This window comes from Guptibacillus hwajinpoensis (assembly GCF_001039475.1).
Classification (GTDB): Bacteria; Bacillota; Bacilli; order Bacillales; family Guptibacillaceae; genus Guptibacillus; species Guptibacillus hwajinpoensis.
In genome coordinates this window covers 380,557-404,064 of the sequence record NZ_LELK01000001.1, presented here as the reverse complement: position 1 = coordinate 404,064, position 23,508 = coordinate 380,557, and the positions used below count along the sequence as shown (strand labels likewise).

At 39.1% G+C, this 23,508-nt stretch carries 28 protein-coding genes; 2 read left to right on the top strand and 26 right to left on the bottom strand.

Annotation, left to right across the window (positions count from 1 at the left end; translation table 11 throughout):
- Positions 1–269: 269 nt before the first annotated feature.
- From aroH to aroC, 3 genes are read right to left on the bottom strand one after another with little or no spacing between them, the layout of a single operon-like run.
- Entirely contained in the window at positions 270–632 is a 363-nt protein-coding gene (gene aroH / locus AB986_RS02185) for a chorismate mutase (RefSeq protein WP_048309241.1), read from the bottom strand.
- Positions 633–634: 2 nt separating this feature from the next.
- The gene (aroB, locus tag AB986_RS02180) at positions 635–1,708 is read right to left on the bottom strand and encodes a 3-dehydroquinate synthase (protein ID WP_048309240.1); all 1,074 of its coding nucleotides are present in this window, start codon (positions 1,706–1,708) and stop codon (positions 635–637) included.
- 2 nt (positions 1,709–1,710) lie between these two features.
- A complete protein-coding gene (aroC, locus tag AB986_RS02175; RefSeq protein WP_048309239.1) occupies positions 1,711–2,883 on the bottom strand; it encodes a chorismate synthase in 1,173 nt (390 codons plus the stop codon).
- Between the two features lie 454 nt (positions 2,884–3,337).
- Here aroC and AB986_RS02170 point away from each other — a divergent pair, with 454 nt between their 5' ends.
- A complete protein-coding gene (locus tag AB986_RS02170; protein WP_048309238.1) occupies positions 3,338–4,759 on the top strand; it encodes an amidase in 1,422 nt (473 codons plus the stop codon).
- 78 nt (positions 4,760–4,837) lie between these two features.
- Here AB986_RS02170 and ndk read toward each other — a convergent pair whose 3' ends face one another.
- The 17 genes from ndk to AB986_RS02085 form a co-directional block, all read right to left on the bottom strand.
- Positions 4,838–5,281: a nucleoside-diphosphate kinase gene (ndk, locus tag AB986_RS02165; protein WP_048309237.1), complete on the bottom strand. Its 444-nt coding sequence runs from the start codon at positions 5,279–5,281 to the stop codon at positions 4,838–4,840.
- 102 nt (positions 5,282–5,383) lie between these two features.
- Entirely contained in the window at positions 5,384–6,355 is a 972-nt protein-coding gene (gene hepT / locus AB986_RS02160; protein WP_048309236.1) for a heptaprenyl diphosphate synthase component II, read from the bottom strand.
- A 43-nt stretch (positions 6,356–6,398) separates the two neighbouring features.
- Entirely contained in the window at positions 6,399–7,112 is a 714-nt protein-coding gene (locus AB986_RS02155; RefSeq protein ID WP_048309235.1) for a demethylmenaquinone methyltransferase, read from the bottom strand.
- 3 nt (positions 7,113–7,115) lie between these two features.
- A complete protein-coding gene (locus tag AB986_RS21040; protein WP_053216005.1) occupies positions 7,116–7,946 on the bottom strand; it encodes a heptaprenyl diphosphate synthase component 1 in 831 nt (276 codons plus the stop codon).
- Positions 7,947–8,162: 216 nt separating this feature from the next.
- Positions 8,163–8,384 (bottom strand): trp RNA-binding attenuation protein MtrB, encoded by a 222-nt coding sequence (gene mtrB / locus AB986_RS02145; protein WP_048309234.1) that lies wholly within the window; start codon positions 8,382–8,384, stop codon positions 8,163–8,165.
- A gap of 23 nt (positions 8,385–8,407) precedes the next feature.
- Positions 8,408–8,974, bottom strand: coding sequence for a GTP cyclohydrolase I FolE (folE, locus tag AB986_RS02140; protein WP_048309233.1), 567 nt, complete (start codon positions 8,972–8,974; stop codon positions 8,408–8,410).
- 118 nt (positions 8,975–9,092) lie between these two features.
- The gene (locus tag AB986_RS02135; RefSeq protein WP_048309232.1) at positions 9,093–9,365 is read right to left on the bottom strand and encodes an HU family DNA-binding protein; all 273 of its coding nucleotides are present in this window, start codon (positions 9,363–9,365) and stop codon (positions 9,093–9,095) included.
- Between the two features lie 370 nt (positions 9,366–9,735).
- Positions 9,736–11,214 (bottom strand): stage IV sporulation protein A, encoded by a 1,479-nt coding sequence (gene spoIVA, locus AB986_RS02130; protein ID WP_048309231.1) that lies wholly within the window; start codon positions 11,212–11,214, stop codon positions 9,736–9,738.
- 220 nt (positions 11,215–11,434) lie between these two features.
- Entirely contained in the window at positions 11,435–12,154 is a 720-nt protein-coding gene (locus tag AB986_RS02125) for a hypothetical protein (protein WP_048309230.1), read from the bottom strand.
- A gap of 31 nt (positions 12,155–12,185) precedes the next feature.
- The gene (locus tag AB986_RS02120) at positions 12,186–12,383 is read right to left on the bottom strand and encodes a DUF2768 domain-containing protein (RefSeq protein ID WP_048309229.1); all 198 of its coding nucleotides are present in this window, start codon (positions 12,381–12,383) and stop codon (positions 12,186–12,188) included.
- Between the two features lie 320 nt (positions 12,384–12,703).
- On the bottom strand, positions 12,704–12,955 hold the full coding sequence (locus AB986_RS02115) for a stage VI sporulation protein F (protein ID WP_048309228.1): 252 nt from the start codon (positions 12,953–12,955) through the stop codon (positions 12,704–12,706).
- Between the two features lie 69 nt (positions 12,956–13,024).
- A complete protein-coding gene (locus AB986_RS02110) occupies positions 13,025–14,080 on the bottom strand; it encodes an NAD(P)H-dependent glycerol-3-phosphate dehydrogenase (RefSeq protein ID WP_048309227.1) in 1,056 nt (351 codons plus the stop codon).
- 12 nt (positions 14,081–14,092) lie between these two features.
- Positions 14,093–14,692, bottom strand: a complete 600-nt coding sequence (plsY, locus tag AB986_RS02105) for a glycerol-3-phosphate 1-O-acyltransferase PlsY (RefSeq protein WP_048309226.1) — start codon at positions 14,690–14,692, stop codon at positions 14,093–14,095.
- A gap of 53 nt (positions 14,693–14,745) precedes the next feature.
- Complete coding sequence (gene der, locus AB986_RS02100) at positions 14,746–16,059, bottom strand: ribosome biogenesis GTPase Der (protein ID WP_048309225.1); 1,314 nt, start codon at positions 16,057–16,059, stop codon at positions 14,746–14,748.
- Between the two features lie 196 nt (positions 16,060–16,255).
- Positions 16,256–16,441 carry a capping complex subunit for YIEGIA gene (locus AB986_RS02095; protein ID WP_048309224.1) on the bottom strand — a complete coding sequence of 62 codons (186 nt, stop codon included), beginning with the start codon at positions 16,439–16,441 and terminating at the stop codon, positions 16,256–16,258.
- A complete protein-coding gene (locus tag AB986_RS02090) occupies positions 16,438–17,328 on the bottom strand; it encodes a YIEGIA family protein (RefSeq protein WP_048309223.1) in 891 nt (296 codons plus the stop codon). Before AB986_RS02090 ends, AB986_RS02095 begins: the two co-directional genes overlap by 4 nt.
- Complete coding sequence (locus AB986_RS02085; RefSeq protein WP_048309222.1) at positions 17,325–17,927, bottom strand: YphA family membrane protein; 603 nt, start codon at positions 17,925–17,927, stop codon at positions 17,325–17,327. Before AB986_RS02085 ends, AB986_RS02090 begins: the two co-directional genes overlap by 4 nt.
- A gap of 136 nt (positions 17,928–18,063) precedes the next feature.
- Here AB986_RS02085 and AB986_RS21330 point away from each other — a divergent pair, with 136 nt between their 5' ends.
- Positions 18,064–18,201, top strand: coding sequence for a YpzI family protein (locus AB986_RS21330; protein WP_084006366.1), 138 nt, complete (start codon positions 18,064–18,066; stop codon positions 18,199–18,201).
- 72 nt (positions 18,202–18,273) lie between these two features.
- On the opposite strand, the gene rpsA is transcribed toward AB986_RS21330, so the two are convergent.
- The 6 genes from rpsA to sleB form a co-directional block, all read right to left on the bottom strand.
- Positions 18,274–19,419, bottom strand: a complete 1,146-nt coding sequence (gene rpsA, locus AB986_RS02080) for a 30S ribosomal protein S1 (protein WP_048309221.1) — start codon at positions 19,417–19,419, stop codon at positions 18,274–18,276.
- 182 nt (positions 19,420–19,601) lie between these two features.
- Positions 19,602–20,171, bottom strand: a complete 570-nt coding sequence (locus AB986_RS02075) for a lysophospholipid acyltransferase family protein (RefSeq protein ID WP_048309220.1) — start codon at positions 20,169–20,171, stop codon at positions 19,602–19,604.
- Between the two features lie 19 nt (positions 20,172–20,190).
- Positions 20,191–20,862 carry a (d)CMP kinase gene (gene cmk, locus AB986_RS02070; protein ID WP_048309219.1) on the bottom strand — a complete coding sequence of 224 codons (672 nt, stop codon included), beginning with the start codon at positions 20,860–20,862 and terminating at the stop codon, positions 20,191–20,193.
- Positions 20,863–21,011: 149 nt separating this feature from the next.
- Positions 21,012–21,179: a DUF5359 family protein gene (locus AB986_RS22190; RefSeq protein ID WP_161797315.1), complete on the bottom strand. Its 168-nt coding sequence runs from the start codon at positions 21,177–21,179 to the stop codon at positions 21,012–21,014.
- Positions 21,180–21,194: 15 nt separating this feature from the next.
- On the bottom strand, positions 21,195–22,544 hold the full coding sequence (ypeB, locus tag AB986_RS02065) for a germination protein YpeB (RefSeq protein WP_048309218.1): 1,350 nt from the start codon (positions 22,542–22,544) through the stop codon (positions 21,195–21,197).
- A gap of 15 nt (positions 22,545–22,559) precedes the next feature.
- The gene (gene sleB / locus AB986_RS02060) at positions 22,560–23,351 is read right to left on the bottom strand and encodes a spore cortex-lytic enzyme (RefSeq protein ID WP_048309217.1); all 792 of its coding nucleotides are present in this window, start codon (positions 23,349–23,351) and stop codon (positions 22,560–22,562) included.
- Between the last annotated feature and the right edge of the window lie 157 nt (positions 23,352–23,508).

The window sequence follows — 23,508 nt, the reverse complement described above, 5'->3', positions numbered from 1 at the left end:
TCTCCATAATGTGTAATGGAGAATGGAATGTTGAGCGTTCCGAGGATGGAAAATGTGGTATGACAAAGAACAGACTCTTTTTGTCTGAATTATCATAATACCGAAAAAGGGTATATAAAAACCCCCTGAATAACCTCAGGGGGTGAATAAACGTATCCCTCTAAGCTCTCCTCAACTCAACTATCCTATTCTCAGCTCTCTCAACTAGTAGTACCTGTATTGCCTCTGCTCTAAACTTATTACTATCCTAGTATGGTGATGGTTATTTGTCAACTCGCAAGATCTGGACGAAGCGTAACAGCTTTTTCTAAATAAACATGCTGAACTTCATCTTGTGCTTGTGTGGTATTCACTGACATTAATATTCTAATACAAAATGGTAAAGAACCTTGTACCTCAATTTCTGATGAACAAAGAAGAGGCACATTTGCCCATCCGTTAAATAACCTGACCGCTTCAGCAGGGAACACTGCATCTAAATCTCTTGTCATTGTAAAGTGAATAGATGCAACCATTTCTGGTGTTACATTGTTTTGGTTGATTGTTTCTTTTAATAGCTTTGTAGTCGCTTCAACAATGGCATGCTTTTCATTTACATCAACTGTTGTAGCACCCCGAATCCCTCTAATCACAGTCAGACGCTCCTTTCAACACTCTTTTTAAGTAGCTTAAGTGCAGCTTCATCATCAATGCTCACCTTAGTAGGAGTACCGATTTCCTTAAGCAATATAAATTTCAAACTTTTATTTTCAGCTTTTTTATCTACCTTCATCCGTTGAAGTAGCTTCATTATATCAAGCTCACGAGGGACTGCTACAGGAAGACCTAAACTTTCAAACCAGATCCTTAATTCATCCATACGAAGTTTTGTTTGAAAGTATTCCTCACTCATTCTTAGTGCAAAAATCATCCCTATAGCTACTGCTTCACCATGTGTTACCTTTCCATATCCTAGCTCAGCTTCTATTGCATGACCAAGCGTGTGACCAAAGTTCAAATATGCTCTAACGCCTGTTTCACGTTCATCCTCTTTAACAATTGCGCCTTTAACGTTAATGCCCTTTTTCAGCATGAATTGAAGCTCTTCATCAGAATAATTCTGAACAGCCTTTCTTCGATCGACTAGCCAGTTCAAGAATGTCTCGTCATGAATGAGTGCGTGCTTAATCACTTCACTAAATCCAGAGCGCCACTCTCGATCAGGCAGAGTTCTTAAACATTCGATGTCATAAATAACTGCAGCAGGTTGGTGAAAAGCCCCAATTAAATTCTTACCCAATTCATGATTAATGCCTGTTTTACCACCAACACTTGAATCATGTGCAAGCAAAGTTGTAGGAATTTGAATAAAATCGATCCCTCTCATATATGTAGCAGCAGCGAAGCCAGCTAGATCCCCAACTACTCCGCCACCGAGTGAAATGATACATGATTTACGATCGAGCTCAGCCTCAAGCAACGCAGTCATACATTGGTGATATTGCTCAAAGGATTTAGATTCTTCTCCAGACGGAACTATGAAATAGGAGAGCTTCTCTTCTCCCAGAATAGAAGACAAATAGTGCGCTTCAACAGCTTCATCCGTAATAATAAAGAAACTAGAGTAGGAAGCATAATCGTCTATCAATTCTCTCCACTTCGTCCGAATGCCCTTTCCGATATGAACCGGGTAACTACCACCACTCGTTTCTATTCTAATTGTATCCACAATTAAAACTCCCGGCTGTATTTCCTGTGCTGATTAAGCGCTGCTGAAATTTCTTCAATACGATCATGTCCGAATTTATCAAGAATTGAGCATGCAACTTCCCAAGCTACTACATTCTCTGCTACGACACTTGCTGCAGGTACAGCACAGCTATCAGAACGCTCAATACTTGCTGAGAATGGCTCTTTTGTATCAATATCAACGCTCTGAAGAGGTTTGTATAGAGTCGGTATTGGTTTCATCACGCCTTTTACGACGATTGGCATACCTGTTGTCATGCCACCTTCAAAACCTCCGAGTCGATTCGTTTTTCGCGTGTAGCCCTCTTCCTCTGACCATTGAATTTCATCATGAACTTCACTACCAGGTTTCTCCGCAGCTTCAAATCCAATTCCAAATTCAACACCTTTGAACGCATTGATGCTCATAATTGCTCCAGCTATCTTGGAATCTAGTTTACGGTCGTAATGAACATGACTACCAAGTCCAACTGGTAACCCTTCAACAACAACCTCTACAATGCCACCAATTGAATCACCATTACTTTTGGCATCGTCAATAGCAGTCATCATTTTCTTTCCTGCCTCTTCATCAAGACTTCGAACAGGAGATTCTTCTGACACACGTTGCATTTCTTCGAGTGACATACCACCTTCATAGCTACTTTCAATGCCACCAATCATTCGCACATGCCCCGCTACTTGAATGCCTAGTGTTTTAAGCAACTTCTTAGCAACTGCTCCAGCAGCGACCCTAACCGTTGTTTCTCTAGCTGAAGAACGCTCCAATACGTTTCTCATATCGCGATGTCCGTATTTAATAGCACCATTTAAATCAGCATGTCCTGGACGGGGACGTGAGATTTGTCGTTTCATATTGTCTTCCTGTTCTTTTGTTAACGGTTCAGCACCCATATAATTCTTCCAGTGCGTCCAATCTTTATTTTCAACAACTAACGCAATTGGAGCCCCAGTTGATTTTGCATGACGAACACCGCTTAGGATTTGTACTTGATCTTTTTCAATTTGCATACGACGTCCACGACCATATCCAAGTTGACGCCTTGCTAATTCTGTATTAATATCTTCCGCTAATAGCTCTAGACCTGACGGAAGCCCCTCTAGAATTGTCGTTAATTGTGGTCCGTGTGATTCTCCTGCTGTTAAGTATCTCATCCTATCTCCTCCATATGCTTTGACGCTTTTACGTACTACTATATCATACCGAATAAAATTAGTGTAACGATTATTTAATTTTCAGGCTATGTTAATGTACAGTGTTGATTTTTGACTCATTTACGCCCTGCGGTGACCAATCGCTTCGAGCAAATTCATTTACTCAGACGATTGATCACCGCAGGACGACCTTTCAGCAGAGCTGAAAGGCGAGTGAAACTAAGGTTTCACTCGAATGAGCCAAAAATCGAGAAACCAACAATTTGAGCTAACATAGCCAAATTTCAATGAATGTTGCAAATATCCTATCACACTCTCACTAAAAAAACAGTAATAGAATGCTTTAAATTATTCTCGATCATTTCGCTGTTATGAAGTATCCGATTTTCAAGTTTGATTGTAGATCTACTATTCGCTACAGTTAAGACAACTGTTTCTAAAAGGAAGTGTACATATGTCTATAACTGATTTTACTGCAAGAGAAATGGCCCAACAAATAGCCACGAGAAAAATATCTCCAGTAGATGTTATTACTAGCCATCTTGAACGAATTAGACACCTTAATCCAAAATTAAATATGTTCATCACGGTATTCGAAGAAGAAGCTTTAAAAGAAGCTCAATTAGCCGAGAAAGATCTTATGAAAGGTAAACCAATTGGCCCTCTCCACGGAGTACCGATCGCTATAAAAGATCTCACACCTGTTAGTGGTAGGTGCACGACGTTTGGCTCACCTCTTTTTCGTAATCACATTTCTACCCATGAGCCTACAATTATTAAACGAATTAAAAAAGCCGGTGCCATAATAATAGGCAAAACAAACACTCCCGAATTTGGCCATAAAGGAACAACCGACAATCACATACTTGGTCCTGCTAAAAATCCATGGAATCCTTTATTAACTGCAGGTGGTTCGAGCGGAGGTTCAGCAGCTGCTGTAGCGAGTAAATGCGTTCCGTTAGCAGAAGGTAGCGATGGCGGTGGTTCCATTCGGATTCCTTCAAGCCTTAATGGAATCATTGGATTAAAACCGACTTTTGGACGAGTTCCATTTGATAGCTCACCTGTGAATCGCTTTGGAACAACCCAGCCCTTCGTCCACTATGGGCCCATGAGCAGAACAACAGAGGATGCAGCCCTTCTCCTTTCCATTATCGAAGGTTACGAACCGAATGACCCTTATTCAGTTCCGATACCCGAAGAAAACCTTCTCAATAGACTTTCAGAAGGTGTTAAAGGGTTAACACTTGCTTATACAGAAGATTTTGGTCTGTATCCATGTGATCCCAAAGTGAAAGCACAAATAGAAGATACGATTGAAATTTTAAGAAAGCATGGTGCAATGGTCGAAAAGGTCTCCGTTCAATTTGGTATGAAGCTTGAAGAGCTTATTTCTTTCTTTAATAAAATGTGGTTCGCAGGGCTTGCTTCAGCTTATGGCCCTTTGTTCGATCAATTTCCAACACAATTTAGCACATCTGTTTCGGATATGATTAATGCTGGTAGAGAGTTAAGCGCGGTTGAGCTTCGTGAGACTGAACTTCAACGAACCGTCGTATGGAATACATTACAAGAGAAACTAAATCACTATGATGCGATTCTCTCACCAGTTTTAGGAGTACCCGCATTTCCTCACACCAGTGAGGGTCCATCTTCCATTAATGGAAGAGCGACTTCACCAATTTCTGATTGGATGATGACGCAACTATACAACTGTACTGGTCATCCTGCTATTTCAATCCCGGCAGGATTAACTCCTGAAGGGCTCCCTGTAGGGTTACAAGCTGCAACAACTAAATTTAATGATCGTTTACTGCTACAAATGGCACGAACAATTGAGTTAGAAAGAGCGTTTCCTTCGCCTATCCTTTCCTAATACTTACTCCAAAAATAAAAAGCCGGACACTTAGTCCGGCTTTAATAAATATAAGCGCTTTCATTTCAGGGTGAAAAATTAAACCCACTTAGAAATAGTTTTTGTATACTCGTTCAATTCATTTTCATTGAAAAACAAGGAAATTTCGCGTTCTGCACTCGTTGGAGAGTCTGAACCATGAATAACATTCATGCTAACTTGAACACCATAATCGCCACGAATCGTTCCAGGGTTTGCATCTTTAGGATTCGTTGCTCCCATCATTGTACGAGCAGTTGAGATCACATTGTCACCTTCCCAAACCATGGCAAAGACAGGACCTGATGTGATGAAGTCTACAAGCTCACCGAAGAATGGACGCTCTTTATGTTCTCCATAATGGTTTTCTGCAAGTTCTTTTGAAACCGTCATCAATTTTGCGCCTACTAAGTGAAAGCCCTTTTTCTCAAAACGTGTAACAAGTTCACCAATCAAATTGCGTTGCACGCCATCAGGCTTGACCATTAGAAATGTTTTTTCCATGAAAATCTCCTCACCTTCAACAAAGTATATGTACAGGGCAGAAAGCGTTTTTCTGCCCTTCAAAATTCTATCAAATATTCGCAAAAATAACAACATTTCCTTTTAATGTTTTCTTTTACCGATATATTCTGCAATTTGTCTAAGTGAAGTTCTAGCAGACTGAGATGGAAGCTGATCAAGTTCATTAAACGCTTTCTGAAGATAGCGGTCACTGATACGCTGTGAGAATTCAATTCCACCAGAAGATTTTACAATCGAAATAACTTGATTGACCTTCTCTTGTGAGGTATTCAATTCTTTAGAGAAAATGTCCATGATTTCATGCTTCTTGTTATCTTGATTCATAGCGTATAGTACAGGCAACGTTATATTGCCCTGTAGCAAGTCACCACCAGCTGGCTTTCCAAGTTCTTTAACAGTTCCAGTATAGTCTAAGATATCATCTGTGATTTGATAGGACATGCCTACATAGTACCCGAATTGTTTAAGGTGTCGTTGTTCTGCCTTAGATGCGCCTGCAGCTACAGCACCTAATTCACATGATGTAGCAATTAAGAGAGCCGTCTTCCGTTTAATTCTGCGAAAATAATCCCTAACATTTTGATCCCAATTGAATTGGTCTTTTATCTGTTCGATTTCTCCTATGCTCATTTCTAAAATGGCATTTGATAAAATGGTATTAGCCGATGGCTCTTTAAGCTCAGTAACAAGTTCAATCGCGCGCGCAAAAATATAATCTCCTGTATACATTGCTACACGATTATCCCACTTAGCCTTAATCGTTTTCTTGCCTCTTCTCATCTCTGCATCATCGATAACATCATCATGTACAAGTGATGCCATATGAATTAATTCGAGTGCAACTGCAACATTCTTCATAAGTACTAAATTATAATCTCCGAACTTTCCTGAAAGTAAAACGAAAACAGGACGGATTCGTTTCCCTCCTGCTTTTAATAGGTGGTTAGAAGCGTCACGTAGAACAGGATGATGAGCATTCACGGTCTGCTCCAATTCGGATTCAATAAAGGATAAATCATTTTTTAAAGAAGCATAAATTGTTTTTAATTTCATGAGATCCACCTAACTGATTATCACAAAATATCTATTGTCTTTTTTATGGTTGAACTGCTTTAAATCCTCTATGCATTGCTGCAACTCCACCAGAATACGGTTTAACATCTACGCGACTAAACCCATTCTTAAAGAAAAGCTGTTTTAACTCATCTCTTCCAGGAAACGTACTTGCTGATTCTTGCAACCAAGAATACTCTTCATAGCTTTTCGCTAACATTTTTCCTAGAGTAGGCATGATATATTTGAAGTACCCGTAGTATACCTGTCGAAAAACGGGAATTGTTGGTTGAGATGTTTCAAGACAAACAACTTGACCACCAGGTTTCACCACGCGATGCATTTCTTGAATCACCTGATCATAATCTGGAACATTTCTAAGACCAAAACCAATAGTCACATAATCAAAAGAATTGTCCTCGAATGGCAGATTCATTGCATTACCGTGAATAAGGGTTACATTCTTTCTTTTCTTCTCTTCCACTTTCACTTTCCCAACTTCTAACATATTCTCGCTAAAATCAAGCCCTATCGCACTTCCAGTTTCTCCTACGGCTTCACCCATAGCAAGTGTCCAATCCGCTGTACCGCAGCATACATCAAGTGCAGTTGAACCTTTTTGGACATCCATTAATCGCATAGTATCTTTGCGCCAAGCTTTATGACGTTGAAAACTAATAACCGAATTCATGACATCATAACGTTTTGAAATGGTTTGAAAAACATCGTGTACGCGTTCTTCTTTAGATGTAGACATGCCTTATCCCTCTTCCGCCAATTTCTCTTCCTTTATTCCAATAATGCCCCAATTATACTCGAGTCGATTTTGAAACCAACGATGTAGCTCTGAATAATGCTGACATAGAAAATCAATTTCTTTTTTGGCATGTCCCACATAGGAGTCCAAAACGATTTTCGCTTTTGATGCTTGCTGATCGGAAGAAAGCTTAGATTCTTTAACTGTTAGAAGAGTTAAAGCAATCTTCTGTAGCAAATTAGAACTAGAATGAATTAATCCTTGCTTCCGCTCTAAGAGAAGGCGGTTCATGTAGAAATACTGCATGCCAAATGTTTTCCAGTTATCTAACCCATAATGTTCAGCTACTTTTCTAACTAAAATGGATTCGATTTCCTTTAAATTATCAAAAATAGGTTCAACCGTTCTATGATCTGTTTGATAAAAAGACATTTTGGCTTCGTTTATTTCTTGAATCGCTTCAGATAGCGTGCGAATCATTTCATTATCATTCCATTTTGAAAGAATTTGATAATACATGCTACTAAAGTAGTCGCCTGCTAATACGGTTAGCTGACGATTCTTTCTATCATTCTCATTCGTAACATCATCAAGTGAAATCAGATCATGGGTATCGAGTGCAATTTGCACCAGCATGATTGATAGAAGGGTATCTTCCTTCCTTTTTCTTTCGAGCTTGGTTTGTTCTAGCATGCCGTAGAACACATATAACCTCTCTTCATCGATAATTGGAAAATCAATGAATTGAAGCAAATATGAATGGGATAGGCGAGACTGCAGCATGTCCCGAACTCCAGCTATGTGTTTATATGTGGTTTCCTTTGGATTTGTCATATCCCATACCCCTTACATGTCATCCAATTAGAAAAATTCGCCTTCCTATCCTACTTAAATGGAAGTCTTTACTTTCGTTATACTTTATTCCAACCCACTAAATGTTCATAAAGTACAAATTATGTATTTATTCATAGTATAGCACAATAAGCCCCTAGCTAAAACGTGACTTGCTCCGTTCTTAAATCAAAGAAAAGCAGGTTCACACCTCCTGCTTTACTCTTCTGTGCTTATTTCTCCATGCTCTGTTTGAATTACTGCTTTTCCTCTTACCTTAACGGCAGAAGTATGTTCAGTAAACTGAGCAATCATCACTTCGCCTTTGTCTAGCTTTTCTGAATGATGAAATCGTGTATCAGAACCACGTGTTAACCCTATGACGTTAACGCCATTCTCTAGGGCTTTAATTACAAAAAAATCAGTACTTTCGCTTTTCATAGTTATCACTCCGCTCAACAGAATTAACCTTTAATTAGGCCAAGCACTTCAGAACGCGCTGCAGTATCATGTTCAAACACGCCTCTTACAGCTGATGTAACAGTAGATGACCCAGGCTTCTTAACGCCTCTCATTGTCATACACATATGCTCAGCTTCCACTACTACCATTACTCCATGAGGATCTAGCGTTTCCACCATAGAATTAGCGATAGTTGACGTAATACGTTCTTGTAGCTGTGGCCGCTTGGTTACAGACTCTACTGCTCTTGCAAGCTTACTTAGACCTGTTACTTTTCCACCTTTAGGTATGTATGCTACATGAGCTTTTCCAAAGAAAGGAACAAGGTGATGCTCACAGGTTGAATAGAAAGGAATATCCTTTACTAGTACTAACTCTTCGTGATCTTCTCCAAAAATGGTTTGGAAATGTTCCTTAGGATCTTGATGAAGTCCCTGAAAAATCTCTTGATACATTCTTGCAACGCGTTTTGGAGTATCTAACAAGCCTTCACGCTCAGGGTCTTCCCCAATTGCTTCAAGAATCATTTTAACTGCTTCTTCTATTTTATCATGATTAACTTCGTACATGGTTCTTAATCCTCCATTCAGGGCCTTTAATACCTATGAAGATTCTAGCATAAGGTGAAAAAGTTAGCAAAAAAGAAGAGCCGCAGAATGTGCGGCTCTTCTTTGCCCTATGTATTTCTTACTTCACTGCATCCTTAAGGGCTTTACCAGGTTTAAATGCAGGAACCTTACTTGCAGCGATTTCGATCTCTTCGCCAGTTTGAGGATTACGCCCTTTACGAGCAGAACGCTCACGGACTTCAAAGTTACCAAAACCAATTAGTTGAACTTTGTCACCCTCTTGCAAGGATTGCATAATGTTATCAAAAACTGAGTCAACAGCTTTTGTCGCTTCTTTTTTAGAAAGCTCTGCAGATTCTGCAACAGCATTGATTAGATCTGTCTTGTTCATTCTGTTCACCTCCTCTCAAGAGAGATGGATAATTACATTCATTCACTTAATGCCCAATATTTATACGTTGCAATGCGCGTTTAGTACGTTCGCAAGCCCTATATTATACGAAGATGCGAAAGAATTCAATACGTTTGTCTTGATTTGGGCGATTTTTTACTTATTATCTGCATAAAGTACCATTTGTAAACGCTTTACATAGCAGTTTAGTGAGATAAGTTCATGTAGTCAATTTCCTTTCTATTTACCATTTAGATACGAAAAGGAGGGCATAGAATGAAGAATGGCAAACTTTTTTTCATACCAAAGTGTTATTTCTCATCTTATCGGATCATAAAAAAACTGACTCCATATAGTGGAGTCAGCTAAGTTATAGTATGATCGCAATTAATCCTCCTGAACCTTCGTTAATAATGCGTTCAAGCGTTTCCTTTAATTTATAGCGAGCATTCTCAGGCATTAATCCAAGCTTTGCCTGAATGCCTTCCCTTACAATTGAATTTAGAGAACGTCCGAAAATATCTGAATTCCATATGGAAAGCGGATCCTCTTCAAAGTCTTGCATAAGATAACGAACTAATTCCTCACTTTGTTTCTCAGTGCCTATTATAGGGGCAAATTCTGACTCTACATCCACTTTTATCATATGAATGGATGGAGCTACAGCTTTCAGTCTTACACCAAATCTTGATCCTTGGCGAATAATTTCAGGCTCATCTAAGCTCATATCTTCAATTGCAGGTGCGGCTATTCCATAGCCGGTTTGTTTAACCATGCGTAGAGCATCTGAAACATGATCGTATTCAGCTTTTGCAAAAGCAAATTCTTGCATAAGTTGAAGTAGATGATCCTTCCCTCTAATCTCAACTCCTACTACTTCTTTGAGAATTTGATCGTACAAATCGTCTGGTGCATAGAGGTCAATTTCTGCGATCCCTTGCCCCATTTCGATACCTGCGAGCCGTGCATCTTGGATAAATTCGAACTCTTCAAATTGTCCTACGACCCGATCAACATCCCTTAGACGCTTAATATCTTTTACAGTTTCTCTTACAGATTCTTCATAATTTTGTCTGAGCCAATGATCTTGGTGAAGTACCATGACCCAGCTAGGCAAGTTTACATTCACTTCCAATACAGGAAACTCATAGAGTACTTCCCGTAATACATTGTTAATATCATGCTCCGTCATACTTTCCACACTCAACGAGATGACCGGAATATCGTATTTTTGTGACAAATCCCCTCTTAAACCTTCAGTTTGTGGATGATGAGGATGAGCTGAGTTAACAATCATAATAAATGGCTTGCCCACTTCTTTTAATTCTTCTACTACTCTTTCTTCTGATTCCAAATAATCGTGTCTTGGAATTTCACCAATTGATCCATCTGTGGTAATGACAACACCAAGTGTAGAATGTTCTTGAATTACTTTTCTTGTACCGATTTCCGCAGCTTCTTGGAATGGAATTGGTTCTTCATACCACGGTGTATTAATCATTCGCGGACCATCTTCGTCTTCGTATCCTTTTGCTCCTGGTACAGCATAACCAACGCAATCGACAAGCCTCACATTGACATCAAGTCCATCTTCAACATGAATCTGAACTGCATGATTTGGTACAAATTTTGGCTCAGTTGTCATAATCGTACGGCCAGCAGCACTTTGTGGAAGTTCATCTTGAGCTCTAGCTCGATCTGAATCACTTTCCATATTTGGCAGTACGATAAGTTCCATGAACTTTTTAATAAATGTCGATTTTCCCGTTCGAACAGAACCTACGACTCCAAGGTATATATCTCCCCCTGTACGCTCTGCGATATCTTTGAAGATATCCACTCTCTCCACGTGATCGCCTCCTGAATTCCGTCTCGCTGGACGAAATGATTCACTCTAGACCGCAGACTTTCTTGAACACTATCATTCTATGATGTTGTCCAACAAATATGACAGTTCATAGTAAAAGGATTTGATACAGCAGGTAAGCTTTCCGTCCTCTAGTAGAAATAGTCATAAAAAAGTCCCTCCTCTTTTTAATAGTTGTATTGCTAAAGAGAAGGGAAAATACCTATTTAACTAAAAAAACAGCTTCATCGTCTTTAATTGTATATGGTACAGAAGTTACTGGAACGTAAAACGAATTATCTGCTAATAGATCTCTAATGTCGTCGCCATTTTTATACGTATGATCAGGGTTATTCACAATCGCTTTGTTGAGATCATTGGTGTAATCTATATATACTTCACCATTCTCATTTAAGAAGAAAGGCAATTGATCATTTGTATATGGACTTTTCACAGTTGGCTCTTCATCCATACCAAGCGCTTCATAATCAATCGAATACCTATTCTTTTCTAGGACATCTTTAAACGGTGGATACGAATTGTTACGTCGGTAATCGTTGACTTGAAGCTGAAGATCCTTTACCTTCTCTACAGTCAATAAGTCAATTAATCTAACAGTTGGGTTTTCATCTGGATGAATTAATACATATTGAAAGACACCACCGTTTTCAAACGAATTCCCAGGTGCCTGCTGTAAAAAAGAAGGTACGATTTTTTGAAAATCGATTGGATACTTTTGATAGATCGGTGTACTCTGATCTCTTGTTTTAATAGGTAGTATGGATTTATTCTCTTGATATTGCTCTACGGCAGATTGAACAGATTGAATTTGATCTGTATATGGAATTTGATTCTCGTTTTTCTGACTTTCTGGATAAAGACATCCAGAAAGCACGGCTACTAAGCATGTCCATACTAGGATCTGCGTTACTAATCGCTTCATTACACTCATTCCTTATTCAAGATTTCCTGTCTTAGTTCGTCGGACCTGTGAATACCACGAGTAGCATGAGTACTCCCGCTACAAACATACACAGATAAGCGAAGGTTGAAACAAGTATACTTATAATTCCTTTTAATTTCGATCGGCTCAACATTATAGCCATTACTGCAATAAACATTAAACCAAGCGCCGCTAGCGCTACCCACATCTTAATTAATGCTGGTGACATGATTATCCCCCTACTCTTAGTACTCGCACTGCCCACCATTATAACAAAACTTCCTATGATTTACCTATAGCGGTTTTAACAAATCATGGACAGCTCTTCTAAGCTAGTTTAAAATTCTATAGCATCTACACAAAACCCTGGCATTTTTCTCTAGAAGACTTGGAATCCCACAAGTAAAAAGCTGAAGAAAGGGGCTTTTCTTCAGCTTTGACTATATTTTTCATTTTGAAGTGTGCTCATGCACATTGATGGTTCCTTTTTAGTATATGTTCTTAATTGAAGGTGGTATGGTTGATTAGCCTATTTTTGAAACTCTTTTCCTATTTCTGGCTAAACAACTTAGCTATGGACGAGAGGTCAAATGGAATATTTTTGTTCACAATGGCCTTCACAATCCGGTCTTCTTTTTCTTTAGTGACGTTTACATTCGCAACGCGTGCAACATTCGCAATTAGCTTGCGCACCGTTTTTTCATCGGTAAAATCTGCTCCTTGAACCGAATTCGCCAATTTAAAGATGTCTTCCTTTTTTACGTTCGTTTTCTTTTCTATGTTATCAAACAAATCGCTCACGCTGTTTCCTCCTTACCATTAACGTTCAACATAGTGTATGCAAGGAGGAATACTTCGTGCTTCGCCTATTTATAGTTCTTTAGGATTTAATTCAAAACGATCTGCTAATAACGATGTTAAGTCTTCCGTTTCATGAGTACGAAGTCGTCCCATTAGTTGGTCAACTCCATCTTTTGCAGCTTTGTTATTAAAGAGTACCTCAAATAAGACAGATGTTATCGGCATCTCAACGTTTTGTTCTTTGGCAAGGTAATACGCTGCCTTAGTTGTTCGAACACCTTCTACAACCATCCCCATGTTCTCCAACACTTCTTCAAGGTTGTTTCCTTTACCAAGGAGGTTACCAGCACGCCAGTTACGACTATGTACACTTGTGCACGTAACAACCAGGTCACCTATTCCAGTAAGGCCCATAAACGTTAAAGGATTTGCCCCCATAGCGGCCCCAAGTCTTGCAATTTCAGCTAAGCCTCTCGTAATAAGAGCTGCCTTTGCGTTATCGCCATAACCCAAACCATCAGATAAGCCAGCACCTAATGCAATGATGTTTTTCAACGCTCCTCCGAGTTCCACTCCGATGATGTCATGGTTTGTATAAACACGGAAATTTGAGTTGATAAAAAGATCTTGAACAAATTCAGCTTCTTCAATTGATTTGGAAGAAACTGTAACTGTAGTTGGGTGACGAAGACTCACTTCCTCTGCGTGACTAGGACCAGATAACACAACGACTGCTTTACGAAGGGATTCTGGTATTTCTTCCTCAATCACCTCAGAAATACGTTTGGAGGTATCTGGTTCAATCCCCTTACTTGCGTGGATGATTGTGACAGGATTATTCAGATATGTCTTTAGTTCTGGTAATACTTCTCGAAGTGCTTTTGTTGGCGTAACGAGTAATATTGCTTCTGAACCCTTCACACATTCTTCAAGTGAACTCGTTGCTTTAATTCCATCAGGTAATGTAATCCCAGGCAAATACTTTTCATTTGTATGCTTTTCGTTTACTTCTTCTGCAAGATCTTCTCTTCTTGCCCACAGTTTTACAGTATGATTGTTGTCTGCTAGTACAATTGCAAGAGCCGTTCCCCAGCTACCTGCCCCTACTACTGATATAGTTGCCATTGAATTTCCTCCCTACTGCTCGACCTTTTGACCGAGTTTGCTTTCAGTTCCAGAAACCAAACGTTTTACATTTGTACGATGTCTCCATACAGAAACAACTGCTAGTATCGTCCCCAGCCAAATATAAGAAGCTGGATAGCCGCCAAGCAAGAAGATAAATGCTGGAGTTAACACTACAAAAATCAGTGATCCCAGTGATACAAACCTAGTAATAAAAATAGAAAGAATTGCAATAATCCCTGCATATAAAGATGGTAGAAAAGCAAGTGTTGCAAATACCCCTATTGTTGTTGCCACTCCTTTTCCACCTCTAAATCCAAAGTAAACCGGCCAATTATGACCAATGATTGCACATATTCCCGCAAGGAAAGGGACAATCGGTTCACTAGAGAACCAATACCCTAACCAGACGGCAAGTATGCCCTTCACTACATCTAGACTCAGGACTGCAATTGCAGGACCTGTTCCTAGAACCCTAAGTGTGTTTGTCGCTCCTGCATTACCGCTTCCATGATCTCGTATATCTATCTTCTTAACTATGCGAGCAATTAAATAACTAAAGCTAACCGAACCAAGAAGGTAAGCAGCAATGCAAATCAGGATCGCGATCATGTTATTTCCCCCTTCTTATTAGCATGACTCCCCCTGTGGAATAGAAACAGAAATTATTCGCTTTTTCTTCGAGCAAAAATACGAAGTGGTGTACCTTGGAATCCAAACGTCTCACGAATGCGATTCTCTAAGAAACGACGGTAAGAAAAATGCAATAGCTCTGGATCATTTACAAAGAGAACGATTGTTGGTGGCTTAACCGCAACTTGTGTCGCATAATTAATCTTCAATCGCTTTCCGTTATCTGTTGGTGTAGGGTTCATTGCAACAGAATCCATAATTAATTCATTTAGAATATTAGTCTTCACACGAAGAGCATGGTTCTCAGCCACAGTGTTCACGACCGGCAATAGCGTATGAAGACGCTGTTTTGTTTTAGCAGATAAGAAAACAATTGGTGCATAACTTAGGAATAAGAAGTGATCGCGTATTTTTTGTTCAAAGACGCGCATCGTTTTATCATCTTTTTCAACAGCATCCCACTTGTTGACTACGATAACAACTGCTTTACCCGCTTCATGTGCATAACCTGCCACTTTCTTATCCTGTTCAATAATACCTTCTTCTCCATCGATCACAACGAGTACTACGTCAGAACGTTCGATTCCTCTCATAGCACGGAGAACACTGTACTTCTCAGTCGTTTCATAAATTTTTCCGCGCTTTCTCATTCCTGCGGTATCAATAATAACGTAATCTTGTCCATCTCTTGTAAACATTGAGTCAATAGCATCTCTTGTCGTTCCAGCAATATCACTTACAATTACTCTTTCTTCACCTAAAATGGTATTAACAAGAGAAGATTTCCCAACATTTGGTCGTCCAATTAATGAGAATTTAATTGTACCTTCATCGTATTCTTCTTCATTCTCTTCAGGGAACGATTTAAATACCTCATCTAAAAGGTCACCTAGACCAAGTCCATGTGATCCTGATATGCCATACGGCGTACCAAAACCTAGTGAATAGAAATCATAAACGAGTGTCTGCTGTTCAGGATTATCAACTTTATTAACTGCAAGAACAACAGGTTTATTAGACCGATAAAGAATCTTCGCGACTTCTTCATCTGCGTTTGAAATGCCATCACGGCCATTCACCATAAAGATAATAACGTCAGCTTCATCAATAGCTATTTCTGCTTGATAACGAATCTGTGAAAGAAATGGTTCGTCACCTATCTCAATACCACCTGTGTCGATGATATTAAATTCACGGTTTAACCACTCACCTGTACTATAAATACGGTCTCTTGTTACTCCTGGAGTATCTTCTACAATAGAGACTCTTTCTCCTACTATACGATTAAAAATGGTCGATTTCCCAACATTTGGTCGACCTACTATTGCGACAACTGGTTTTGTCATTACTTTGCACGCCCTTTCTAAAAAACTATCTAAGCTTACCTCCAGAAAGTCGTGGACAAACTTTCCAGCAGTTCATTGTAAAAAACCCTCCTCTATAAGAAGGGTATAGTCTTCGATAGCTTTTATATCTTATCAAAAAAGCAACCAATGAACAACAGAGGAAAATGAATCTTCCTGCAGTGGTTCTTTTTTCCTGCTAGTGTTTAACGATAATATACACACCATTACTTAATTTATGTGCGATTCCATCTAATATAGCCTCAAGGTCAGCAGCTACCTGGTCCATTTCATCTTTTGTTTCACATACAAATACATTTGCACCAACTGGCACTTTACTCCCAGAAAGAGTTACTGCCGCTAGAATCAACTTCTCTAAAGTCACGATTGTCCACTTCCCTTTTCTTTTGTTTCAGTTGGCATTCTAATCGCATTTTCTAGGGTTGGCACTTGTGAAATAACTTTCATGGCGAGATCAGCGCTTTTGTTTTGCGGAAGAATAAATATACCTATTCGACCATCATCCAAATCCCTTTTGATTAGTGGAACCAAAGCAGGAGTTCCAGAATCGCGATAAACACCAAGAGATATAGCAAGATCGTGAAGTATAGCTTGGCGTTGACCTAGATTTCCGATCGTCGAGCGAGCGTCAAAGTTCTTTGGATTAATAACAAAGCCAAGTCCGTGTTTCAGGATTTCTTGTTGCCTTACTGGAATCCCTATGTTCATAATATATATATTATCGACATATAGTCCCGCACCATCAAATGATACAGTTGCCTGCTCAACCTCTGCTATTTCCCCTAACCTACTTCCAGTCATGTATTTTTTTGCAACTAAAAACGCAAGAAATGCCGCTATACATGCAGCCCATAAATTAATTGAAAGATATGCTAATGAAGATACAAACGAAATAAAAATCACAAGATAGTTACGTCCTTCAAATGTAACCGCGATTCCTTCAATATATGAAGCCCCTCTTGGAACAAGCTCCAGCGAGTCCATTTCATTAAGAGTTTTCCTTTCCATATTCCTTACTTCCCTAAATTGCGATGCGGCTAATGTCAGGAAAGTTACAGCTGTAAATTCCTCCTCCATGATCGATGGGACTACTAATGCACCTAAAGCGGCAGCAATAAAGCCTAGCGCAAGGTGTATAACCATCCCGTGTGGATAGGTCGGATATTGACGATAATCAGTACGGAACATATAGATACGCGATAATGTGCCAACTGTAACGCCAAATAGAATTGAGAAAGTATACTCATTCATGAATATCCACGCCTTTCTTGATGTTTTTTAACGAGTTTTTCTAAGTGTTCCGTAACTTGTACGAAATAATGCCATGTGACTGTTCCCATAATAGAGATGGCTATGATATCGAATGAAGCTAGTTCACCAGCAAGCCTCTTGATTCCCATCTGTTGAAATAAGATTGAAAGAATAACCTCTCCATGAACGACACCAAGGATCAAGAGTGAACACCTTTCAGATGAGTTATGCAGTGAAATATGAATGATAATGAATAGAATCGCTGATACTGACCATTTCGTATACAGATATGTAAAAACAGGGTCGTAAATTGAAAACAGCTCAATTGACGTATACGCTGCCGTTAACATAAGCACAATGATGACAGCGTATATTCTTGTGACTTGCATGTAAGTTAACAACAGTAAGTAACCATAAACAATTGATAATACCACTAGTGCCGAGAAAGAATACTCCATCACTTGAAACTCGAACGTTACAATACAAATCGCAAGCAACAAAACGAATAATAGAGAATTTCTATTGTTTGACGCTTTAAGAAAAAAAACCGTAATAATGACGCCCATCCAGGCAAACCATAGAAATAACGCCCCATCCACTGTAATCCCCTCCTTTCATTATGATCAGTATGGGAAGATTTCATAAGGTATAGACTCACAAGTTTTAAATGAATAACTTTTGATTTTTTCTATCATGATAAGAAAGTGGAGAATTAAACAAAAGGAAGTGATAATAATGGGTAAAGACCGTCAAGAGAAAAAGCTAAAAAAGTCAAGAAGTGTAGAATCAGATCGTGATCAATCTCTTGAGCACCGAGGAGCAGCTACGATGGAAGGGCCTACTGAGGCAAGAAAAAGAAACGGGTTAAAGTAGACCGTTCGTTAATTCGGGGTTTATTTCGTGACATATAAAAAAAGCTTTCTGCCGGCGGCAGAAAGCTTCTTGTTATTTGTACTTTTTAAGTTGATCACCGATCATATCACCTAGCGAGAATGGTGAGTTTCCATCGCTTTCTTTTTGATATTCTTCAACTTCATTTGAAACTTGCTCAGTTTCAAGTACTTTAATGCTCAATGAAATCCGTTTTTCATCAAGATTAACATCAAGGACTTTCACACGAACGGTTTCGCCTTCAGAAAGAACTTCCTGAGGTGTACCGATATGTTTGTTCGATATTTCAGAAATATGAACAAGACCCTCAACGCCAGGAGCAACTTCTACGAAAGCACCAAAGCTTACGAGACGCTTTACGGTACCTTCAATCTCATCGCCTGTATTAAGACTGCCTTTCACTTCTTCCCACGGACCCGGTAGTGTTTCTTTGATGGATAATGAAATTCGTTCGTTGTCACGGTCAACCGATAAAATTTTGACATTTACCTGCTGTCCTTCTGAAACAACTTCAGATGGTGTTTCGACGCGATGATGAGCCATCTGAGAGATGTGAACAAGTCCATCTACTCCACCGATGTCAACAAAAGCACCAAAGTCTGTCAATCGCTGAACAGTACCTTCAACAACCTGTCCTGCTTGAAGAGATGCAAGTGTCTCCTGCTTCTTATGATCCGCTTCTTGCTCAAGTACTGCACGATGTGAAAGAATTACTTTCGCTTTTTCTGGATCAAATTCAACAATTTTGACGCTAAGGTTTTTGCCTTTGTAATCTGAGAAATCTTCCACATAATGTCTCTCAACAAGAGATGCTGGAATAAATCCACGCACACCAAGGTCAACTACCAAGCCGCCCTTAACTACGTCTGCAATCTCAACATCAAATGCTACTGAATTCTCATATTTCTCTTGCAAAGCGTCCCATGCTTTGTCAGCCTCAACAGCTTTCTTAGAAAGCACTAGCTCATCTTCAGATACTTTGATTACTTTAACTTCTATTTCATCACCTTCTGAGAGCACGTCGCTGACTTTTTCGACGTGAAGGCTTGACAGCTCGCTGATTGGCAGCACTCCATCAATTTTAAAACCTACATCTACAGATGCATGTTTTTCTTCGACTTTAGAGACCTTACCAGTCACCACATCTCCAATTTCGAATGATTTGAACTCAGTCATTTCCTGATTCATCTCTTCACCCATTGACAAACTCCTCCTTCAATCCAAAAGAAATAAAACTTTTCGATATGATTTATAAAAGTCTTCCACTGGTTGCGAAAGAAATTTATTGAAAAGTTAAGCACCCTTTCCTCTAACTTTCACTAAAATTGACGGATTTGTCAAGTATCTTGACGCATTTGTTTAAATTTTTTAACAATATTGAATTATTTATGATGTTTTTCGATAAGTTCTTGAATTTCTTGCATAATAGCCTGGGTTGCTTTTTTAGCGGCTCCTTGCTCTTCGCGAAGCGGAGATAAATCAACAGGCTTACCATAAACGATCTTCAAGCGACCAAATGGCTTATACGAACCTTGAATAGCACACGGTACAACAGTGACTTCGGGTCGAAGCGCAAAAAATCCAGCTCCCGAGAGTCCTTCTCCAAGTTCACCATTCTTACTTCTAGTTCCTTCAGGAAAAAGCCCTACCACGCCGCCATCTTTCAAAATTTTCATACCACTTCTTAATGCCTGTTTATCACTCATTCCCCTTTTGACAGGGAATGCACCTACTTTATAAATTAATTTACCAAGTACAGGTATAGTAAATAGCTCTGACTTCGCCATAAACCGAACATCCCTCGGGCACATTGCTCCAACTAAAGGAGGGTCAAGGTTATTAATATGATTTGAGCAGAGAAGTATCCCTTTACCTTTAGGGAAATTCTCTTCACCTTCAACTGTTACTTTATTGAAAAGCTTGAAGTATACGCGGAACAAGCCTTTCCCCACTCTATATAAACTCACTTGATCAAGACCTTTCTTTCGCTAATTGTAGAATACAATCCACTACTTCAGAAATCGTCATCGACGTTGTGTCAATTTCACTTGCATCGTCCGCTTTCACAAGTGGGGCTACTTCTCGCTCAGTGTCGCGCTTATCTCTTAATGCTATTTCATCCTTGATTGTGTTATAATCTGCTTCAATTCCCTTATCAATCAGCTCTTTATAGCGACGTGATGCTCTTTCCTCAACTGAAGCAATTAGAAATACCTTTAGTTCTGAATTTGGTAGAACGTGTGTACCAATATCTCGTCCATCCATTACTACTCCGCCTTTGTCAGCTAACACCTTCTGACGTTTAACCATTTCTTCTCTCACTTCGCTCTGTCTTGCAACGAACGAAACATTATTCGTTACATTATATGAACGAATATCTGTTGTAACATCCTTATTGTCAAGGAATACATGCTGTTCTTCTTCTCCAACTTTAAGATCGATAATTGTCTCATTCAAAAGTTCTTTAAGTAATGGACCATTCTCAAGATCTATTTCTCTTTCGATTGCTTTATAGGTTAATGCACGGTACATTGCACCCGTATCAATATAAAGAAAAGAAAGGTAATCCGCTACTTGTCTAGCTACTGTACTTTTGCCAGCTCCTGCAGGTCCGTCTATTGCTATATTAATTCTCTTTTTCATGTAAATCTTGCCCCCACATTCCATTCATCAATCGTTATTTAAATGTAAAATTACAAATTAACGTACAAAAAAAGCAGGGATTCCTGCTTTCTTTGTAAACCCAAAAGGTCATATTTATCATAACACAAGACCTATTTTCGGTCTATTGACTATTGGCGTGTAGTGCCTGGTGGCAGTCCTTTTACTACACCTTCATAATAAAGTGCTTTGCTAAGATAAATTCTAAATTCATCTTGAGTGAGCAGTACCTGTGAAATGAGCAAAAAGATAAATTGAATCATAATTAACTTGATTATCAACTTTTCAACTTTGTCCATCTCAGGTCCTCCCTCTTACATCGTATCGTAATTCATTTCAGTACCATCCATTTTCTCCACACGTTCTTCCCGACCAGTATCTGCGTTGACGAATATTCGATAGGTTTCATTTTCAATCGTACCCATAAATTCATAACATAATACTTCTTCTCCAAGATCATTTTTGATAACTCCAAGTCCTTCTTCCATAATCTGAACATTCGGATTGACTTGCTCTAGCGCCTCATTACGGGAGATTGTCGGTTCAGTAACCTTCCTTTCATGATGGTTAGTCAAATATTCGATTGATTCATACCCTGTTATATCGCCATTATCAAGTGCTACTTTAATATGAACTGCATCAGGATAGATCGTTACATCCCCCTGTTGGTATACGAAAGTAAAAACCCCCATCCTTTCATATTGACTGCTTTCTGATATTTCCATATTCGTAATATCATGTTCCTTCAAGAAATTAGTAGCTTTGTTTGCTGCTTCATTCAAACTTAGTTTTTGTTTACCTATTTTCCTATCCATTAGAATCCAAATAGGCTTTGCCCCTTTTTTGGTTACATCTAAATTAACACTAGATTTGTTTTCTGGATTTTCTATGGAAAGGCTATAGGCCTGGTATTTCGAGTCTTTACCAGTCGTTGTAATATCTATTGACGCATTTTTATCAATATCAAGAAAATCAAGCACATGCTGCTTTGCTTCTTTTTCACTAAGTTCTTCACCTTCAATATTCTTAGATAAATTCTGCTTTTTTTCATTCAATTGATTTACTTCAGGTCCCCAATTTACTTCACTATAACCTTCTACTTGTTTGTCTACGGTTTTAAAACCATCTATGATGGTGTTGTCTTGTGGCTCAGACTCTGATGCAAGTGCTAGTTCCACATCCATCCATCTTAAATTGTGATCGATGACCATTGCTTGAACCTTTCTAAGCTCATTCTTAACATCATTTGAATGATTATGAAGTTTTTTTAGTGTCTCATACTCGTCCTCTGAGAGAGGTTTCTCGTCAAGATCTCTTACGGCCACTCGGTAACTAAATGACCCAATGTTGGATAGAAACTCTTCTGTTTTGTTAAAGGGCATTAATGTTAAAGGGAGCTGACCAACGTCATTTTGTGCTTCCGAAGTTAAACGCCACACTTCTGCTAGCGCTGGGGATAAACTGCTTCTAGAGTTCATCGCTAGAGTTGACCCAATTTTCTCCTCTAGAGCATCCATATGAAAGTTCAAATCGTGGAATGCACGTTGGTACGTATTCTCGGCGTTAATTAACACTGCATTCTTCTCTTGATGCTCCTTATATCCCCAGTAGCTTGTCCCCACAACACCGATCGCTAATGCTCCAATAAGTATCGAACGAATCATGTCTAACCACCTCCATTATTCACAGAATATATGTTTACCAATTTGTTTTATTTGCGGTCTTGTCCATATCCACCCTGAAGTAGCTGTATTAGGATTAAAATAGTACAACGCCTCTCCAGTTGGGTCCCAACCATTAATCGCATCGATAACAGCCTCTTTCGCTCGTTCATCGGGAGTTAGCCATATTTGTCCATCTGAAACAGCAGTAAAAGCTCTAGGTTCAAAAATCACACCCGAAACTGTGTTTGGAAAAGAAGAACTTTGAACGCGATTAAGAATGACAGCCGCAACTGCAACTTGCCCTTCATATGGCTCACCTCTCGCTTCACCATATACTGCATTCGCAATAAGTTTAATATCATTTTGAGAATATCCTGAAGGAGTGTTTTTGCCTTGAGCGTTCGTGTTTGGGCCTTTAGACTTATTTCCAGAAGATTGAGCTGCATTAGGACTTTGGCCCTTATTCGACTGTTGCTGAGAAGACGGATTATAGCTAGTAGACTTATTTAACTTCGCCTTCATGTCGGGTCCTACAAGTCCATCTACCTTCATCCCAAACTCATATTGAAAATTACGAACTGCCCAATACGTTCCCCAACCAAACACACCATCAATAGCGCCAGTATAGAAACCAATATTCTTTAGTCTAGCTTGCAGTTCGATGACATCTGTTCCTGTTGCTCCTTTTTGAATAATTTGATTAGAAAACGCATCAACATTATTACCTGTATCTAGTACCGTGATAAGCGGGATACATAGTAGACCGACTATCAGAGGGATTTTCAAGATACGAACTACCTTTCTCATGATGAGGACCTCCTGATCATTCAATTTTCATATATGTAGTTTTTGTAGCAGCTATCATTTTATACAACAATCAACTTAAGTTTTCTTTTCTTTACTTTAGACAATATTAGCTCTTATTGTTGATTTCTCGATTTTTGGCTCATTCGAGTGAAACCTT

What these genes read in the sequence shown, in the direction of transcription:
- aroC (WP_048309239.1), bottom strand. Translation starts at nt 2,883, where the DNA reads ATGAGATACTTAACAGCAGGAGAATCACACGGACCACAATTAACGACA.
- AB986_RS02170 (WP_048309238.1), top strand. Translation starts at nt 3,338, where the DNA reads ATGTCTATAACTGATTTTACTGCAAGAGAAATGGCCCAACAAATAGCC.
- ndk (WP_048309237.1), bottom strand. Translation starts at nt 5,281, where the DNA reads ATGGAAAAAACATTTCTAATGGTCAAGCCTGATGGCGTGCAACGCAAT.
- hepT (WP_048309236.1), bottom strand. Translation starts at nt 6,355, where the DNA reads ATGAAATTAAAAACAATTTATGCTTCTTTAAAAAATGATTTATCCTTT.
- AB986_RS02155 (WP_048309235.1), bottom strand. Translation starts at nt 7,112, where the DNA reads ATGTCTACATCTAAAGAAGAACGCGTACACGATGTTTTTCAAACCATT.
- AB986_RS21040 (WP_053216005.1), bottom strand. Translation starts at nt 7,946, where the DNA reads ATGACAAATCCAAAGGAAACCACATATAAACACATAGCTGGAGTTCGG.
- mtrB (WP_048309234.1), bottom strand. Translation starts at nt 8,384, where the DNA reads ATGAAAAGCGAAAGTACTGATTTTTTTGTAATTAAAGCCCTAGAGAAT.
- folE (WP_048309233.1), bottom strand. Translation starts at nt 8,974, where the DNA reads ATGTACGAAGTTAATCATGATAAAATAGAAGAAGCAGTTAAAATGATT.
- AB986_RS02135 (WP_048309232.1), bottom strand. Translation starts at nt 9,365, where the DNA reads ATGAACAAGACAGATCTAATCAATGCTGTTGCAGAATCTGCAGAGCTT.
- AB986_RS02125 (WP_048309230.1), bottom strand. Translation starts at nt 12,154, where the DNA reads ATGAAGCGATTAGTAACGCAGATCCTAGTATGGACATGCTTAGTAGCC.
- AB986_RS02120 (WP_048309229.1), bottom strand. Translation starts at nt 12,383, where the DNA reads ATGTCACCAGCATTAATTAAGATGTGGGTAGCGCTAGCGGCGCTTGGT.
- AB986_RS02110 (WP_048309227.1), bottom strand. Translation starts at nt 14,080, where the DNA reads ATGGCAACTATATCAGTAGTAGGGGCAGGTAGCTGGGGAACGGCTCTT.
- plsY (WP_048309226.1), bottom strand. Translation starts at nt 14,692, where the DNA reads ATGATCGCGATCCTGATTTGCATTGCTGCTTACCTTCTTGGTTCGGTT.
- der (WP_048309225.1), bottom strand. Translation starts at nt 16,059, where the DNA reads ATGACAAAACCAGTTGTCGCAATAGTAGGTCGACCAAATGTTGGGAAA.
- AB986_RS02090 (WP_048309223.1), bottom strand. Translation starts at nt 17,328, where the DNA reads ATGAATGAGTATACTTTCTCAATTCTATTTGGCGTTACAGTTGGCACA.
- AB986_RS21330 (WP_084006366.1), top strand. Translation starts at nt 18,064, where the DNA reads ATGGGTAAAGACCGTCAAGAGAAAAAGCTAAAAAAGTCAAGAAGTGTA.
- rpsA (WP_048309221.1), bottom strand. Translation starts at nt 19,419, where the DNA reads ATGGGTGAAGAGATGAATCAGGAAATGACTGAGTTCAAATCATTCGAA.
- cmk (WP_048309219.1), bottom strand. Translation starts at nt 20,862, where the DNA reads ATGAAAAAGAGAATTAATATAGCAATAGACGGACCTGCAGGAGCTGGC.
- AB986_RS22190 (WP_161797315.1), bottom strand. Translation starts at nt 21,179, where the DNA reads ATGGACAAAGTTGAAAAGTTGATAATCAAGTTAATTATGATTCAATTT.
- ypeB (WP_048309218.1), bottom strand. Translation starts at nt 22,544, where the DNA reads ATGATTCGTTCGATACTTATTGGAGCATTAGCGATCGGTGTTGTGGGG.
- sleB (WP_048309217.1), bottom strand. Translation starts at nt 23,351, where the DNA reads ATGAGAAAGGTAGTTCGTATCTTGAAAATCCCTCTGATAGTCGGTCTA.